General features: G+C 44.1%; 12 protein-coding genes. 7 read left to right on the forward strand and 5 right to left on the reverse strand.

From position 1 onward, the window contains the following. Positions 1-41: 41 nt before the first annotated feature. Positions 42-818 carry an SDR family oxidoreductase gene (locus ABEB05_RS16715; protein ID WP_265791774.1) on the reverse strand — a complete coding sequence of 259 codons (777 nt, stop codon included), beginning with the start codon at positions 816-818 and terminating at the stop codon, positions 42-44. A 268-nt stretch (positions 819-1,086) separates the two neighbouring features. Between ABEB05_RS16715 and typA the strand changes: the two genes are divergently transcribed. Further along, positions 1,087-2,907 (forward strand): translational GTPase TypA, encoded by a 1,821-nt coding sequence (gene typA, locus ABEB05_RS16720; RefSeq protein WP_265791772.1) that lies wholly within the window; start codon positions 1,087-1,089, stop codon positions 2,905-2,907. A gap of 76 nt (positions 2,908-2,983) precedes the next feature. On the opposite strand, the gene ABEB05_RS16725 is transcribed toward typA, so the two are convergent. Further along, positions 2,984-4,879, reverse strand: coding sequence for a M61 family metallopeptidase (locus ABEB05_RS16725; RefSeq protein ID WP_265791770.1), 1,896 nt, complete (start codon positions 4,877-4,879; stop codon positions 2,984-2,986). Between the two features lie 117 nt (positions 4,880-4,996). On the opposite strand from ABEB05_RS16725, the gene ABEB05_RS16730 reads away from it, so the two are divergent. Together ABEB05_RS16730 and ABEB05_RS16735 are read left to right on the forward strand one after the other, a co-directional pair. Then, on the forward strand, positions 4,997-5,458 hold the full coding sequence (locus ABEB05_RS16730) for a DUF4112 domain-containing protein (protein ID WP_265791768.1): 462 nt from the start codon (positions 4,997-4,999) through the stop codon (positions 5,456-5,458). Between the two features lie 93 nt (positions 5,459-5,551). Further along, entirely contained in the window at positions 5,552-6,250 is a 699-nt protein-coding gene (locus ABEB05_RS16735) for a DNA-binding domain-containing protein (RefSeq protein ID WP_265791766.1), read from the forward strand. A gap of 881 nt (positions 6,251-7,131) precedes the next feature. On the opposite strand, the gene ABEB05_RS16740 is transcribed toward ABEB05_RS16735, so the two are convergent. The 3 genes from ABEB05_RS16740 to recG all read right to left on the reverse strand — a co-directional run bounded on the left by ABEB05_RS16740 (position 7,132) and on the right by recG (position 14,306). After that, positions 7,132-10,545 carry an IPT/TIG domain-containing protein gene (locus ABEB05_RS16740; RefSeq protein WP_265791764.1) on the reverse strand — a complete coding sequence of 1,138 codons (3,414 nt, stop codon included), beginning with the start codon at positions 10,543-10,545 and terminating at the stop codon, positions 7,132-7,134. Between the two features lie 391 nt (positions 10,546-10,936). Next, the gene (locus tag ABEB05_RS16745) at positions 10,937-11,779 is read right to left on the reverse strand and encodes a helix-turn-helix domain-containing protein (protein ID WP_265791762.1); all 843 of its coding nucleotides are present in this window, start codon (positions 11,777-11,779) and stop codon (positions 10,937-10,939) included. Between the two features lie 457 nt (positions 11,780-12,236). Beyond that, entirely contained in the window at positions 12,237-14,306 is a 2,070-nt protein-coding gene (gene recG / locus ABEB05_RS16750) for an ATP-dependent DNA helicase RecG (RefSeq protein ID WP_265791760.1), read from the reverse strand. A gap of 197 nt (positions 14,307-14,503) precedes the next feature. Between recG and rpsL the strand changes: the two genes are divergently transcribed. The 4 genes from rpsL to ABEB05_RS16770 all read left to right on the forward strand — a co-directional run. Next, a complete protein-coding gene (gene rpsL, locus ABEB05_RS16755) occupies positions 14,504-14,875 on the forward strand; it encodes a 30S ribosomal protein S12 (RefSeq protein ID WP_095607485.1) in 372 nt (123 codons plus the stop codon). 35 nt (positions 14,876-14,910) lie between these two features. Then, the gene (gene rpsG / locus ABEB05_RS16760) at positions 14,911-15,378 is read left to right on the forward strand and encodes a 30S ribosomal protein S7 (RefSeq protein WP_265791756.1); all 468 of its coding nucleotides are present in this window, start codon (positions 14,911-14,913) and stop codon (positions 15,376-15,378) included. Between the two features lie 26 nt (positions 15,379-15,404). Beyond that, positions 15,405-17,549: an elongation factor G gene (gene fusA, locus ABEB05_RS16765; protein ID WP_265791754.1), complete on the forward strand. Its 2,145-nt coding sequence runs from the start codon at positions 15,405-15,407 to the stop codon at positions 17,547-17,549. Between the two features lie 23 nt (positions 17,550-17,572). Next, on the forward strand, positions 17,573-17,699 hold a 127-nt coding region (locus ABEB05_RS16770), incomplete at its 3' end, for a GTP-binding protein (protein WP_265790948.1).

The following is a 17,699-nucleotide window of genomic DNA, read 5'->3' on the forward strand; positions in this document are numbered from 1 at the left end:
TTCGGGGATTATGTATCCTCTATATTAATAAGCATCCGTTATCATCCGAAAATTCCTTGAATTGCCCCACCATCATGACTAATGGTCTGTCCGGTTACATAGGACGAATGTGGGGAGAGCAGCCAGCCGGCAAGTGATGCAATTTCTTCAGCTTTACCAAAGCGTCCCACTGGTATAGCCGCCTCCATTTCCTCCCGAACTTTCTCCTTGGATTTATCGGAATCCTGAACTTTTTTCTTTATAACCCGCTCAATGGCTGGTGTATCATGCGCTCCCGGGGCCAGAACATTCACCGTAACTCCCTTATCTGCAATTTCCTGGGAAAGTGATTTTGCAAAGCCCACAATTCCGGCACGGAATGAGTTGCTAAGTACAAGGGATGGAATAGGCTGTTTAACAGATTTGCTTTCCACAAAGAGTATTCGGCCGTACTTTTTGGATGTAAAATAAGAAACGAGACGTAGTATTAGTTCGATTTTCCACCGCATAGTACTTTCATAGGCTTGGTCCCAGTCATAAAGTGCCGTTTCGAGAGGGGTAAGGGCCGGAGGTCCGCCGGCATTAACTACAACGCCATGAAGTTGGCTATTTCCAATGGCCGCCTCAATTTGATTGTGGGTATCATCTTCAGTTAAATCACCAGCAACTATTGATACCTGGTCCGGATACGCTTCTTGCAGTTCATTGAGTCTCTGCTCCCGGCGGGCTACTGCAATAACTCCCCCCCCTTCGTCCAATAGTTGTTCAGCTATTGATCGGCCGAAACCGCTGCTGGCACCGCACACAATAAAGCGTTGATCGCTAATTTTTAAATCCATGAGTAAAAATAATTAATTTTGATTCTAAAAAGGTCTGAAGTTATCAGGAATAAAGTTCTTTTTGACCTGAAAAGAAATTTTTTATTCACTTTCAAATAACTGTGTATATACCAAAATGTACGCTGATGAGCAATTTATGTACTAAAACCTTATCCTAAAAAAGAATTAAATTTTATAATAATGAATTACGCAAATAAAGCCGTATCTTTGCAGGCTAAATTTCGTTGGGTTGGCTTCTTGCCTAATCCAAATTAATTCAATGTTATATATGTACAAAGATATCAGAAATATTGCCATCATTGCCCACGTCGATCACGGTAAAACTACCTTGGTTGATGAAATGCTCAAACAAAGCGGTACTTTTCGTGAAAATGAAGAGGTTGCCGAGAGAGTAATGGATTCCGGTGATCTTGAGAAAGAAAAAGGCATTACCATCAGCTCAAAAAATACGGCTGTAAAATGGGGAGAAACCAAAATAAATATTATTGACACCCCTGGACACGCTGATTTCGGCGGCGAAGTAGAACGTATCCTGAAAATGGTTAACGGGGTTATCATATTAGTGGATGCCGCAGAAGGACCACTTCCGCAGACTAAATTTGTATTGCGCAAATCACTTGATCTTGGTTATGAACCCATTGTAGTGATCAATAAAATTGACCGTAAAGACGCCCGTCCCGATGAGGTGCTCAATGAGATTTTTGATCTCTTTGTAATGCTTGATGCCACGAATGAACAGCTTGATTTCCCTATCATTTATGCCGAAGGCATCAACGGTATTGCAAAATATGAGCTTGAGGATGATAATGAAGATTTAGAGCCTCTATTTGAAACTATTGTAGAAAAGATACCACCTCCCGAACAAAATACGGATACTCATTTCAAGATGTTGGTCAGTAGTATTGACTGGAATGATTATGTGGGACGTATAGCTATTGGCCGGGTAGAACAGGGGACCATTGAGCAAAATCAGCAGATTGCACTCTTGGACCGGAAAGGCAATCTGAAGGAAAAGGGAAAGGCAACGAAGCTGTTTACATTTAACGGCTTGAAACGGGAACCAATCGATAAGGCGGAAGCAGGCGATATTTTTGCACTGGCCGGTTATGAGCAGGTTGATATCGGGGATACACTTACCGATGCCTCTGATATGACGGCTATCGACTACTATGACATTGATCAGCCTACCATGGCTATGTTTTTCAGGGTCAATAATTCTCCATTTGCCGGACGTGAGGGAGAGTATGTGACCTCAAATATGCTTAAAGATCGTCTGATGCGCGAGACGCGTACGAATGTTTCTATTGAGGTAAAGCAAACGGAAAATCCCGATATTTATAAAGTCTCCGGAAGAGGCGAGCTGCAGCTGGCTATTCTTACTGAAACTATGCGACGCGAAGGCTATGAATTTGCCGTATCACGCCCGGAGGTACTTTTCAAGGAGATTGATGGACAGCGCCATGAACCTTTTGAAGAAGTAGTGGTGGATGTGCATCAGGACTATAGCAACCGCGTGATCGATAACCTGCAGCAGAGGAAAGGTATAATGACTTCCATGACGCAGGAAGGCGAGAATAACCGGCTTACCTTTAAAGTACCTTCCAGAGGGCTTATCGGTTTCCGGAGTGAAATGCTAACGGAAACGCGCGGTACCGGAATTATGCATCAGCAGTTTGATAGCTATGAACCTTTTGCCGGAGAAATACCGGGACGAACGAGTGGAACGCTTATTGCCCTTGAAAGAGGAGAGGTTACCAGCTATGCGCTTGAAGGTCTGCAGGATCGGGGAACCTTTCTGGTAGAACCGGGCGATTCTGTCTATCAGGGACAAATTGTAGGGATTAATAACCGGTCGGATGATTTGGTTGTTAATGTGGTCAAGAAAAAGAATCTCACGAACCACCGGGCTACTCAAAGCGCAGATGCCGTTAAAATTGATCCCGCCAAGAAGATGAGCCTGGAACAGTATATCGAATTTATCGACAATGATGAGCTGCTGGAAGTCACGCCAAAGAGCCTGCGCATCCGTAAGCTCTATCTTGACCCGAACGAGCGTAAGCGTGCCGAGAAACGCAAAGAGTTCGTTTAAATAGAACAGGAGATAAATTCTTGTAAATAAAAAAGCCCTTCTGAGAGGAAGGGCTTTTTGTTTGGCTATCAAATATTTATTGGCCGAGCCATTGTTTACGGAGTTTTAGCTGATCTTCATTTGCTTCTTCGACTTCTTTAAGGTTAAACGCTTCAACCATAGGGGTTCCGACCTTTCCGGACAAGGTAATTTCCTGATCTCCCCTGATAACAACCATTTTAATATCTGTATCAGGTGACCAGCCCATAGATTCTGGGATGAGCTGACGGATGTTTTGAAGGCTGTATTCCGTTCCATTCACTGACTTGATAATATCTCCGCTCTGTACGCCAAGTCTTTTAAGCGAACTATTGAGCTCTATATCACGGAATTCTACTTTCCCTTCTTCCTGATTTGCTTTGATAAACGGTGTTTGCCCCTTTAAGAAAAGGGACGTCTGCGTCGAGTCTTTTACCCGCTCAAGTCCAACCTTGTCGAAGAAAACGTTATAATCAATAGGCGTGTTTCCAACTACATGCGTTTGCAAAAAATCACCAACTGATGGATAGGTCATCGTTGTGATTTCGCTGATTAGCTTATCATCCGTAAAGGGTTTTTCCGTACCATATTTTTGAGAAAGTTCGGTCATAAGCGACATCATGCTGCGCTTGCCGTTGCTTTCTTCCCTCATCAAGATATCAATGCACATGCCGATAAGTGCCCCTTTCTGGTATACATTGTAGTAGTTGGATGCGTACGGCTCTTCTAGGATGTTTTCGCTCATCTTGGTAAAGCTCATAGAGTCGTTCATCCCCAGTGAAGACGCAATTTTACCATTCATTTTGTCATAGAACTCCTGCTTAGACTGCAGCCCCTCATAAACCTGGAAGTGACTGGCAAAATATTCCGTAACTCCTTCATACATCCACAAGTGTTTTGAGAATGTCGGGGCATTGTAATCAAAATAATGAACATCCTCTGAGTGTACGTTCAGTGGTGTTACTATGTGGAAAAATTCATGGGAGACGACATCCGTCATAGTTTGGTTAAGCCTTGAAGCTGGCATGGCTTCCGGCAGCACAACCACAGTTGAGGTGTGATGCTCGAGCGCGCCAAAGCCCGTGGGGGCCGTTTCACTTCGAGGAGCCAGGTACAAGTAGATATCGTAACGGTCGGTCGTCTTAAGGGTACCCAGGTAATCTTTTTGGGCATCCATCATGCTTTTGATGGTTTTTTGGATAGACGATGCCGAATGATTTCCATTGGGCGAATAGACACTGAGTACAATCTGCATATCATCAACCATGAATTTAGCAACATCAAGGTTGCCATACATCATGGGATTGTCAGTAACTTGGAAATAGCGATCCGCCGCATAGGTGTTGGTCACTTCAGTACTGTCACGGCTATAAGTAGTATTAATTACAGGTAGTGCTGCTGTGCGGTTAAATTCTGTGGGTGCAGTAATATCCAATCGATACTCCTGGTCTTGCAGATTCTCAAAATACCCAACGAAGCCATGTAGGTTTAGCACAAAGTTATCTTCCTTGATATTGGTACCCGATGGAGAAAAGGGAGTTGCTTTATCACTGTTTTCAATATCGAAAGTATCGTTTACATAGTACCCCAGTTTGTCAAGCTCGCTGGCATTTGGGATGATCCATGTATTTTTGCCTTCCTTCGTTGCAGTTATGGGCTGGCCATCATAATTATAAGCCACAAGACTGTCGGTAAAATTTCCGAAATTACTGACAGAGTAGGTGCCCTGAACAACCCGGGGCAGGCGAAAGATGACGCTGTCCGTATTAAATTTTCCGGGATTTATTTGTACCCAAACCCGATCATTATTGACCTCGGTTAGATCGATGGATGAGGCTATAGGCTTTTGGTCAGCAGGGGGTTCTTGATTTTTATTTTCAACCATCTCGCCCATTTTGGGAGAGCAACTGGCAAAAGTTACTAATACTACAAAAAGATAAAGAAGTCTTCGCATATACAGTTTTGTTGGATAACGTTTTAAATACAGTTTTGATTATTGCTGAAGAACAAAGTATATCGTTTTTTAAACAGTAGTGTTACAGGAAAAATATGGATTTTAAATCTTTTAATAATGGACAATAACCAGAATGCGCAAAAAGTAACAAAGCTGGCTGAGTGGTTGGATAGCCGCTTCACCATTCCCGGTACGAACATACGCTTTGGTTTAGATCCCATTATCAGCCTGATACCAGGTGCCGGGGACTGGCTGGCGGGTATCATTTCCGGTTATTTTATTCTGCTGGGCGCACGTGCTGATTTACCTCCGGCAGTTCTTTGGCGGATGGGATTCAATGTTCTGATTGATATTGTGATAGGTTCTGTGCCCCTTCTGGGCGATCTTTTTGATGTGGGATGGAAAGCCAATAATCGCAATGCTGAGCTCTTGGAGAAATACAGGCGGGATGCCAAAACCACCGAGCATCATAGCCGTTGGCTGCTTTGGATTATTGCTATTACACTCATCCTGATGATCGTCGGCCTGTTGGCATTGCTTGGATGGCTCATTGCAAGCATTATTGAAATACTTTTCTGAAAACAAGGATAGGGCATATTTTTCAAAAAAGTTTGTAAGGATTTGCTTGGTCAGCGGTCTTACTTATAAATAATCACATAAATTCGGAGAGCCATGACTATTAAATATGCCCTGTACCCCAACTCACTTGCCAAAAATCCAAAACACCGGCGTGCCATCATTCAGAATTATCGCAGCTGTACTATAGATGATATTATCGATGACATGATAAGCAGAGGAAGCACCCTGACCCGGGCAGATGCATTGGCCAATATCGAAAATTACGAGGCTGCCATTGCAAAATTTGTAAGTCAGGGTCGGGGCGTTAATACCTCTCTGATGTATATTTCGCCCTCGATTGCAGGTAACTTTATAGGCACGGAAGATTACTTTGATGCTTCCCGGCACGAGGTAAGGTTGAACTTGTCGCCGGGTAAACGTCTGCAGGAGGCGATGGAGGATATCTCTCTCCGGAAAGTAGCTCCTAATCAGCGGCGACCGCAAATCCAATCCGTCACCGATTTTGCTACGGATTCTGTTAACAGCCAGCTGACCCCGGGCGGTGTTATTGAAGTGCGCGGTAAACTGCTTAAGTACGATCCTGATGATGAAGAGCAGGGCATCTTTTTTAATGAACCGGATGGCCGACAGATCCGGGCACCGAAACCTATTCGCAATAAACCCAGTTCCCTTTATGTGAGTGTGCCCGAGGATCTGTCCGCCGGCGATTACCAAATTGAAATACGAGCGGTTGTACGTCGCACCACTCATATCCGGCGCGATAGATTGGATACTTTGCTTACCGTATCTTAAGGGTACCCATTGCCATAAAAAGCGTTTAATCCTTCTTCTGGGCAGCATTTTCTGGGAGAAAGATTCATTTATGCGTTGATGGATCTATTGCTGGTTAGCGAAGACGAATCTTGATAACTGCCCTCCTTTTGACCCTATGCGATTGAGAATACTGGCAAATACCTAATGCCGGCGGCATACCTGCCCCTATCAGCCTCTCTGTACTGCTTAACCAAAGCAAAAAACATTCTGGTGTCAGCATCACTGACAGTACAATGTCGTGCTATACGACACTATAATGCCAGAAAGTATGACATCTTAATGTCTTGTATTAAGACACTATAGTGTCAGGGACTAATCAGTATATTGATCGGATACCATTTCCTTTCTTGGCCAGTCTTGATAGAGTAGGTGCAAGAGAGGGCTGTTGAGCTGATTACCACAATACCGGATATTTATTTAGGAGGAGCCTTTGCAAAACTCCACAAATTCAGCCTTGTTATTGCGAGTTAGCGAAGTAATCTCGTGAGTAAAGTCTCTATAAGGAGATCGCAGCACTCCGTTCGCGATGACAAATAAGGTTTTCAAAGCCTCCAAGGAGGTAGAAAATAAGATGACCAACGTGTGGAAACGGAATATTGCGTTTCCACACGCCTCATTACTTGGTCATCTGTCTCTCTCTACTATTATCAATTGCCAGGATTATGATGCTGGCTAAAATCCTTTAATAACATACAGTTTCTGTTTACGCTGGATTGCTAATCCGGCTGGACGGGCTCGCAGCCGGTCCTATATAAAGTTATTATTCCGGGTTGTTGCGCAGGGAAGGGTAATCCCCGGCATTGGTTTGCCGCACCTATGCTAAAGCTTCGGTGCGCGAAAGTATACATTCATAAAAGTTTCTATTGCCCTCCAACCCCGATCAAAATTGGATACTCATTTGGGTTTACCGTCCACACGGTGCCAAAGTCAAAGCCCGTCATATTGGTTTGGGCGGTGGAACCTTGCATCTGACTGGTCGTCAGCCCGGTGCCGCCGTCAGAATTGGCCAGACCGGTAGTCTGGGTATCCCAGTAGCTTTCTGTTGCAGTAGCTGAAGCAAAGCGTGTATCTTCATAGCCCACAAGTCCGCCGAGTGAATTACTTCCAGAAATCGCTCCTGTGGCATAGGAATGTTCTACTATTCCTTTATTATTTCCTACCAATCCCCCGGCAATGGTATAGGATGCAGACACATTGCCCCTGGCATAGCTGTTGGTGATAGTACCAGCATAGTTAGTTCCCACAAGCCCACCTACATTAGCCCTGCCATTTACATTGACCAAGGAGTAGGATCGTCTTATGGCTCCACTATTTTCACCAACTAAACCACCAGTAGTGCCACTAATACTATTGGTTATGGTTCCTGAAACATAAGAGTTGGTGATGGTCCCTTGATTAATCCCTGCCAGTCCACCCACGGTGTCTTCTGTGGTTATATCGATGTTGATCAGTTGTACATTGGAAATTTGGCCTCCTGAGCTTACTGCACCAAATAATCCATAAATAGTGCCTTGGTTACGGTCCATGGTCAGCCCGTTGATCGTATGGCCATTTCCGTCATAGCTTCCTGAGAATTGGTTGTTTAAATCGCTAATAGGCTTAAATCCTTGTCCCCCGTTCCAGCCGGCTGTGGCCGAGGCGTCAATATCGGCGGTTTGTACGAGGTGAGCATCCAAAAATTGATTCACAACCTGCAGTTGGTCGATGGTTTCTACCTGGTAAGGATCTGTGGCCGTGCCGCTGCCTTGGGGAAAGGGATTTTGTACCGGAATGATGATGGTGTAGGTTGGGGTGGTGCCGCCCGCGTTGGAAGCGGTTATAGTAAACCGGTACTCGTGGGCGTTGCCGTCGGCACTGTGGTTGTAATCAAGGGAGGAAGGGCCATCAATGTGAATAGCATATTGATTAATACTGTTCACGCTGAACAGCCCGCCATCAGTGCCCCCGGTAACAGTGGCACTGGTCGCCAGGTCCGCCGTTAAGCTGGTGCCAAGAGAAAAGTTAAGAATATTTTGTAGGTCTGTGCCAGCGGGGACGGGATCAAAGCGGTAGATATACTCTTCATTCGTCGAATTTAGGGAATAGCTTTCGGTAGTGGCCGGACGAATGACTCCACGATTAATGGTGGGCACTTCTACAACGTTGGTTACGGTAATACTCACCTGCTGGCTGGTGCCGAGTGCCCCGTCGTTTACGTTTAGATCTAACTCGTAGGTATTGTCGCCATTATCATCGCGCGGGGTCTCAAAATCCGGTGCAGGTGAGATAGAAATTTCCCCCGAATTGGCATCGGAACTAAATGTAAGCGTCCCTTTGGTGCCGCCCAGCAGGGCAAAGTCAAGGGCATCCCCATCAGGATCGCTGGCAGTGATGGTGCCCACGGTAGCGGTGTTTTCTTCGATCGTAAAGGGACCTGCGCCGGTAATGACCGGGGCTTCATTTACATCCTGAACGGTAATATCCAGGATTTTCGTCAGGCTGAAGCTGCCGTCACTGATGGTTACTTCGGCTTCATAGCTGTTGTCGGTGTTGGCATCCGCCGGATTCTCAAAGTTGGGAGCGGTATTAAAGGTCAGCTTACCGCTGTTTTGGTCAAGCGTCAATGCCTTTGCGTCGGTTCCACCGGTTATGTTGTAAGTAATGGCATTTCCTTCTGGATCATTGGCGTCAATGGTACCTGCGTCGGTGCTGTTTTCATTGGCCAGCAGGATATCTGGGCTGACCATGACTGGAGCTTCGTCGACGTTTGTTACAGTTATGGTAATGGTTTTTGTGACGCTCACATTGCCATCGCTGACTTTGACTTCTACCTGGTAGATATTGTCAGCATCTGCATCAGCTGGATTCTCAAAATCAGGGATTGTGCTAAATATCAAGGCGCCGCTGTCTTGATCGATGTTAAATTGTCCCTGGTCGGCCCCGCCGCTCAGGCTGAAGGTCAGAGCATCCCCATCGGGATCTGATGCTGTGATGGTCCCGACCTCAGAACTGTTTTCTTCAATTTCAAAAGACCCCTCTCCGGTAATCGTGGGGGCGGCATTATTCCCAACGGTAAATGTTGGTCCAGTAGCTGTTTGGGTACCTACCTTCACCGTGACGGGTCCGCTGGTGGCATTGTTGGGTACGTTGGTCACCAATTCAGTGGTAGAAGCGCTGTTGACCGTTGCCTGGGTGCCATTAAAGGTGACAATATTTTTGGTGGCGGTGGGGCTGAAGTTTGTTCCGGAAATGGTAACGGTAGTGCCGGCCGGGCCTGCTTTGGGATTAATATCCTGGATTGTGACTTGCGGTTCTGGGGCTTCCGATAGAGTAAAGGTTGGTCCGGTGATTGTCTGACCATTGGAAGTAACCTTGATCAAACCTGAAGTCGCTTTCTGGGGAACGGTGGTTATGAGCTTTGTACTGTCCGTATGGGTAATTATAGCTGGTGTGTCATTAAAGAGCACTTGGTTGCTATCCGGCTGCGAAGAAAAGTGGTGTCCATGTATGGTGACTTTTGTTCCAATAGGGCCGGTTTTGGGGATCACTTCATCAATCAGAGGTTGCCTGAGGAGAGTGAAACCGGTACTGGTAGCTCTCCTAGAGCCAACGGTCAGTTCTATGGAGCTGCTGCTGGCGTTTTCCGGAACTTCAACTATGATCTTTGTAGCACTGAGGCTAAGCAGGGGTGCCAGCTGATTTCCAAAAGAGACAGAGACGGGCAGTCCGTTGATATTCGTTCCAGGCTCTCCATTGGCTTTTAGTGTTATGCCGGTAGTATCGGACTGAAGAGAATCGTCTGTCATTGAACCTGGGTTCTGTACAGTGCTGTCGCCGGGTACTGTGGCCATCATAGCTGGGGGAAGAAAGTGGTTGCCCGTGATAGTGACCTGGGTCCCGGGACCGCCATATGCAGGTGTTATGGCTTCAATCTGGGGTTTCTCCGTAAGCACTTTGAAGTAGGGACCGTTTGCTACTTTTCCACCTACAGACAGGGTTACGGGTCCACTAGTTGCACCTTCCGGAACCTTAAACCGAAGGCTGTTTGAACCATAACTGAGGATGGGGACATCTATGCCATTAAGTTCTATTTGATTCCTGTTGTGTTTGGGATCAATGCTATTGCTTTGGATAGTTACTTTACTGCCAACTTTGCCACTATCGGGACTGATGCTGGTAATTTCGATGGTGCTCTGTTGTGAACTACTTCCGGTATCACTGCAAGAAGTGCTTAAGGTGATAATACAAACAAGTAGTAAAATAGACCAGGAAAGGCGAAGGATAGTCTTTGTCATTTTTAAACGTAATATGGGTTATGCTTAGTTAATTAATTTAATCAGCTATAGGACAGCCAAATTTGATAGCAGTATTCTTTGCCAACGAACTGTTTAGTTGAACTGCTGGAGCCCCGATAGGACTTTTAGATAAATGTAGGTGATGTAATATGTATCTCCTTTGTGGAGAAATAATCATATTTATTCAATCGCTAATAAATGTCTTTCAATAGCATTAATTATTGAAAGCGCATAAATATTGAGATTCTCTCGAATTGAAAAGTAAAAATGCGAACGGTCTTGGATAGGTCAAGAATCAGGAGGGCAAGAGACAGATCGAATTACTTGTTCAATAACTGTGGTGTTATTATTCCTTATCCGGAGAATTAAGGCTAAGTCCGGTGCGTTAGATTCATGGATGGTAACTATTTTCGGAATCGCTGCGCATAATCCTGGAGAAAACAGTTTTGAAAAGGCTGGGATTATCACCAGTGAGTACACTAAGGTCGTCACTGTGATATTTCTTGAATTTTTTCATGAAATGGGAGCGGTCGTAATAGCCAAACTTCATTAAAATTTGATCAACATCACCATCGGTATCTGCTGCTGCAATTTCGCTGCAGGTAAAATTGAACCGGACTTGACGGATAAACTGGCCGGGGGTAAAACCGATAAACTTTTTGAATGTCTTTTCCAGGTAACGCCGGCTTACATCCTCATAATCACATAGGTCTTTAACTTTCAATATGCCCTTTTTTTCATAAATATAATCGATTACCACATCCAAATGGGTATATTCCGTCATATTGGGTACTTTCCGGAGCATAAAATCGCTAAGTAGTAATAGTCGGCTTTCAGTGGATTTGGTTTGAATGAGTTGTTGCCAAATCTGGTTTGCCTCCTCACCAATTACCTGATCCAGAGAAATAAAATCATTTTGGATGTCAGCTAAATAGATACCGAAAAGCTTGTAGGTAGCTGTGGGCTTTAAAGCAATACCGTAATACAACAAGGGGATGTCACTGTCAAAAGAAAAGGTGGGGAAATACTGTCCGCCCAAAGCATATTTTGGAAACTTTCGAATACCGTTTACCCCTTTAATACGTGGATTCCCTTTCAGAACAATGGTGATGGTGCCCATTCCCATCGGGATAACCCGATTTTCTTCGAAGGTGCTTGGCCTCGGTATATTGATCTCATAGATGCGCTTTACAAAGTGGGATAATTCCTTTGGTGGCAAGATAAATTCATGCATAAGTCAGTACATTCTTTCTCAGAGTATATTTTTGTACTAGATATAGAATCATTTTTTTGATTTCCCTATAAGATATTTCTACTCTCTTCCGTGCGTACAATCACAGAATATTTTTGCGTTTATTTGTAGTACAAAATCCTAGGCAATAGCGTTAGCAGTACAGCATCAACAGGTTAGGCCAACGGTAAATCTTGATCAGGTAAATAGTTAATTTTAATAGGCATCGCAAATGAATAAGAACCTCGTGGTGGGACAAGGGATTAGGGTATCTATACTATATCAGGGTTAAATGCTATAATGTAGTAGTTTCGTAAACTCCATACGTAGAATATTATTTGAACTTTACAGGATGAACATCGACTTACTAGGATTGAGTAGGAGGGGGAGGATTGATTGTCGCTGTTATCGGCGCTATTCTGCAAAAAAGCACTAGTCTACAGTTCCTAACTTTAGCTATCTATCCCATACCGTAAAATTTGCTTCGTTCCTTAAAGTATGGGAGGAATACTTTCTTAAGCTCTTGATGTGGTGGTTCTTCAAAGTGGGGATCTTTATCCATGATCTCCCAAGCTGCAGATTTCGTTTGTTCCAGTATCCACTGGTCTTCGACAATATCAGCAACCCTAAATTCAGGCATACCACTCTGCTTGGTGCCCAGGAAATCTCCAGGCCCCCGAAGCTTAAGATCAGCTTCCGCAATTTCAAAGCCGTCATTTGTTTGTGCCATTTTACGCAGACGGAATTGTCCTTCTTTACTTACCTTTTGTCCGTGGATTAAAATACAATAGCTCTGTCGTTTGCCACGACCAATCCGTCCCCTTAGCTGATGGAGCTGAGAGAGGCCAAATCGTTCGGCGTGCTCAACAATCATAATACTGGCGTTAGGCACATCGACTCCCACTTCTATAACGGTCGTTGAAACAAGTAGCTGAATCTTATTTTCAATAAATTTTTGCATTATGGCGTCCTTCTCTTCGGATTTCATCTGCCCGTGTAATAATCCAACCTCAAAATCCGAAAATCGCTTTTTGAGCTTCTCAAATCCTGCTGTGGCATCTTTCAAATCCATTTTTTCTGATTCTTCCACCAGTGGATACACTACATATGCCTGTCCGCCAGCCGCGAGTTCTTCCTCAACAAAACGGTAGATATCTGCTTGTTTTTTCTGGGGACGTACAGCAGTTTTTACTGGTTTTCGTCCTCCGGGCAGTCCTTTGATTACAGAAATATCCAGATCACTATAGAGGGTCATCGCCAGAGAACGCGGAATAGGGGTGGCCGACATGACCAGTACATGTGGATGGGAGCCTTTTGTTAGAATTTCGGCTCTTTGTTTTACGCCAAACCGGTGCTGTTCATCGATAACAGCCAGTCCCAGTCGGTAAAAATTGACCTCTTCTTGTATGATTGCGTGAGTCCCCACTGCGATATCGCAATTCCCTCCTTCAATATCAGTAAGAATATCTGTACGTAGAGTTGGTTTTTGATTCCCTACCAGCAAGCGGATGTTAATATCCAGCGGATCCAGGAAACTGGAGAGCGTGCGAAAATGTTGTTCCGCCAAAATCTCGGTAGGCGCCATAAAGGCAGCCTGGAAGTCGTTGTCCAGAGCCATCAGTATAGCGCCTATGGCTACAATCGTTTTTCCCGAACCGACATCTCCCTGTACAAGTCGATTCATTTGCTTCCCGGACCGGACGTCTTTTTTTATGTCCGAAAGTGCGGATTTTTGTCCCTCTGTTAGTTCAAAGGGTAGATTCTTATTAAAAAATTGTTTGGTGTAATTTCCGAGATTATTAAAGACCGGTCCCTGGTGTTGTTCAATTACTTCGTGCTTGGTTTTAGCAACACTTAATTCAAATAGAAAAAGTTCTTCAAACTTAAACCGTATGAAGGCCTTCTTATATTCAGACTTCGACTGGGGGAAGTGCATCATCCGGTAAGCCAAATGTCGTTTGGGTAAGTCATACTCAGAAAGAATATAAGGAGGGAGGAATTCCGGAGGTTTTTCTTTCTGGAGGATCTGCTTCTGCCAGCTGTGAATCAGTTTGTTTGTAATGCGATGCTTGGAAAAGGCGTTATTACTTGGATAAATGGGAACAATCTTTTTCAGATCGCTAATATCCGATTTATCATCCAGTTTATCCACTTCGGGGTGAGCCATGGACAGGTAACGACCGTACTGCTTGGCTTTTCCAAAAAAAGCGACTACTTCTCCCTCAGAGAATTGCTTTTTTATATAATACCCACCTTTAAACCATACCCCTTTAAGTGATGCCGTATCATCCTGTATAATAATTTCCAGTCGTTTTTTACGTCCATAGCCAGACTGCTGGATCTTTTTGATACGTCCCACTACTGTTACTTGCTCTCCATTACCGCTGACTTGACGAATAGGTAAAACTGTAGTTTTGTCCAGATACCGGCGAGGCAAGAAATTCATTAGATCGAGAATGGTGTCGATTCCACTCTCAGAAAGCGCTTTTATTCGCTTGTTACCCAGCTTTGGAAGATCAGATAAATTCAAAATAGATATACTGATATATATTAATATACTACTTATTTGAGGTATATAAACCCAATGTAGGAAAGGTATATAAGGAATAAGCCATAAACCTAAAAAAGAAGAAGAAAAGATAAATTATTTCTTGCATAAGTAGGTATAAATTCCTTATCATTGGCAACTCTTGTTCGACCGAAAAATCAATTAAGCGTTTTAAAATCGTGCCTACAATACAACAACTTATTCGTAAAGGTAGAAAAAGTAAGCCGTCAAAGACAACGGCCCCTGCTTTGGAAAACTGCCCGCAAAAACGCGGGGTTTGTGTACGTGTTTATACTACTACGCCTAAAAAGCCTAACTCGGCTTTGCGTAAGGTTGCACGTGTTCGTCTGACTAATGGTTATGAAGTAACGGCTTATATCCCCGGAGAGGGGCATAACTTGCAAGAGCACAGTATTGTGCTCGTTCGCGGTGGCCGTGTTAAAGACTTGCCGGGGGTACGCTACCATATTGTACGCGGTACGCTCGATACAGCCGGCGTTGAAGACCGTAAGCAGGGTCGAAGTCTTTACGGAACCAAAAAGCCTAATTAAATAAGATTGTTGGTAGGAAATAAACCGATAGGAATATGAGAAGAAAGACAGCAGATAAGCGCGATGTACAGCCGGATCCATTATTTGGTGATAAGCTTGTAACGCGCTTCGTAAATAATCTGATGAGAGATGGTAAGAAGAATGTAGCTCGTAAAATACTCTATCAGGCTTTTGAAATTATTGAAGAGAAGACGGGCGAAGACGGTATGGAAGTATTTAAGAATGCCTTAAGTAATGTATCGCCTGTTGTTGAGGTTCGGTCCCGACGAGTAGGTGGTTCTACTTATCAGGTACCTGTTGAGGTGCGTCCGGATCGTGGAACAGCACTTGGGATGCGTTGGATTATAAGCGCATCATCCAATAGAAATGATAAGTCAATGGCTCGCCGATTATCACGGGAGCTGATGGATGCTGCTAATAATGAAGGTGGGGCAGTGCGCAAGAAAGATGAAGTCCACCGAATGGCAGAAGCTAATAAAGCATTTGCCCATTTTAGATTCTAAAAGATTTAGAGATATAATTTATAGTAATGGCTGAGACAAAGACACAAACAGATCCTAAAATTGTAGACCGTATAAAACGGACGCGTAATATTGGTATTGCTGCTCACGTAGATGCAGGGAAAACCACTATTACGGAGCGTATTCTGTATTATACTGGTATAACTCATCGTATAGGTGAGACTCATGACGGTGCATCCCAAATGGATTGGATGGACCAGGAAAAGGAGCGGGGTATTACTATTACCTCTGCTGCTACTCATTGTATATGGAAAGATCACCGTATTAATATTATTGATACGCCCGGACACGTTGATTTTACGGTTGAAGTTGAGCGTTCTCTGCGTGTTCTCGATGGTGTGATTGGTGTTTTTGACTCGGTAGGTGCTGTACAGCCTCAGTCCGAAACGGTATGGCGGCAGGCTAATAAGTATGATGTCCCCCGCATGGCGTTTGTCAATAAGATGGACCGCGTAGGGGCTGACTTTTTTAATGTGATTGAGGAGATGCGGGATAAGCTTAAAGCTAATCCTATTCCTATACAGATACCGATTGGAGTAGAGGAAACGTTCCGCGGTGTTGTTGACCTTATCAAAATGAAGGGGATTATCTGGGATGAAGAATCTCTTGGAATGGAATATGAAGAGATCGAAATTCCTGATGATCTTAAGGAAGATGCCGCTAAGTATCGTAAAATTATGATCGAGGCTATTGCCGATCATAATGATGAGCTGATGGAAAAGTACTTGATGGATGAGGAGATTAGTGAGGAAGAAATTGAAGATGCTCTTCGTCAGGCTACGCTGAACCGGGATATTACAACGGTTATGTGTGGTTCTGCTCTTAAGAATAAGGGTGTTCAGACGCTTTTGGATAAGGTTATTAAGTATATGCCGAGTCCATATGATATTCCTCCAATCGAAGGTAAGAATCCTGAAAATCATGACGAGAAGCTCTTGCGTAAGCCCAGTGTGCAGGAACCATTTTCTGCCTTGGCCTTTAAGATCATGTCTGATCCTTATGTGGGGAAATTGACTTTTTTCCGGGTGTATTCCGGAACTCTTGAAAAAGGATCATATATTTATAATGCCACTACGGGTAAAAAAGAGCGGATTGGGCGTATCCTTGAAATGCACGCCAATGAAAAGAAAGATCTAGAGATTGTTCGTGCCGGAGATATCGCTGCTGCTGTTGGAGTGAAGGAAGTGCGCACCGGAGATTCTTTTTGTGATGTTGATGAGCCTATTCTGCTTGAAGAAATTACATTCCCTGAGCCTGTTATTAAGTTGGCTGTTGAGCCTAAATCGAAGGCTGATGCGGAAAAACTTACAACGGGACTTATTAAGCTTGCTGAAGAAGATCCTACTTTCCAGGTTGAGACCGATGAAGAAACAGGTCAGACAACAATTGCTGGAATGGGAGAACTTCACCTTGAGATTATTGTTGATCGATTGAAGCGGGAATTCAAGGTTGAGGCTAATGTTGGAGCACCCCAGGTATCTTACCGAGAAACGATTACCACAAATATTGAACATCGCGAAACGTATAAAAAGCAGTCTGGTGGTCGTGGTAAGTTTGCAGATATGGAATTTGAAATTGCTCCTCTCGATCATTTCGAGGAATATGACGAAGAGGACAATAATGTGTCAGTAAGTGAAGGATTTAAGTTTATTGATGAAATTGTCGGTGGAAATATTCCCCGTGAGTTTATTCCTTCTGTTGAGAAGGGATTCAAACAAGCTATGAGCGGTGGAATTCAGGCCGACTATCCGGTGCAAAACATCGGAGTTCGTCTTTATGATGGTTCTTACCATGATGTGGATTCGGATGCATTTAGCTTTGAGCTTTGTGCCAAGCTTGCATTCCGTAATTCTGCCAGGAAAGCCAATCCAGCTATTTTAGAACCCATTATGGATGTAGAGGTAATTACTCCTGAGGAATATATGGGGGATGTGATTGGTGATTTGAATGGTCGACGAGGAATCATTGGTAAGATGGACAATAAGAAGGAAGGGTCTGTGGTAAGGGCAAAGGTTCCGCTTTCCGAAATGTTCGGATATACAACAGATCTCCGGTCGATGACACAAGGTCGTGCAACATCGACCATGGAATTCGCTGAGTATCAGGCAGTTCCCTCGAACGTTGAAAAAGAAATTATAGAATCCAGATCTTAAAACATCATTAACACTACAGTATTATGGCAAAAGAGACATACCAGCGGAATAAGCCGCATGTAAACATAGGAACGATAGGTCACGTAGACCACGGGAAGACGACCCTGACGGCCGCGATCACGACGGTGATGGCCAAGCACTACGGGGGCG

The organism is Fodinibius salicampi, assembly GCF_039545095.1.
Lineage (GTDB): Bacteria > Bacteroidota > Rhodothermia > Balneolales > Balneolaceae > Fodinibius > Fodinibius salicampi.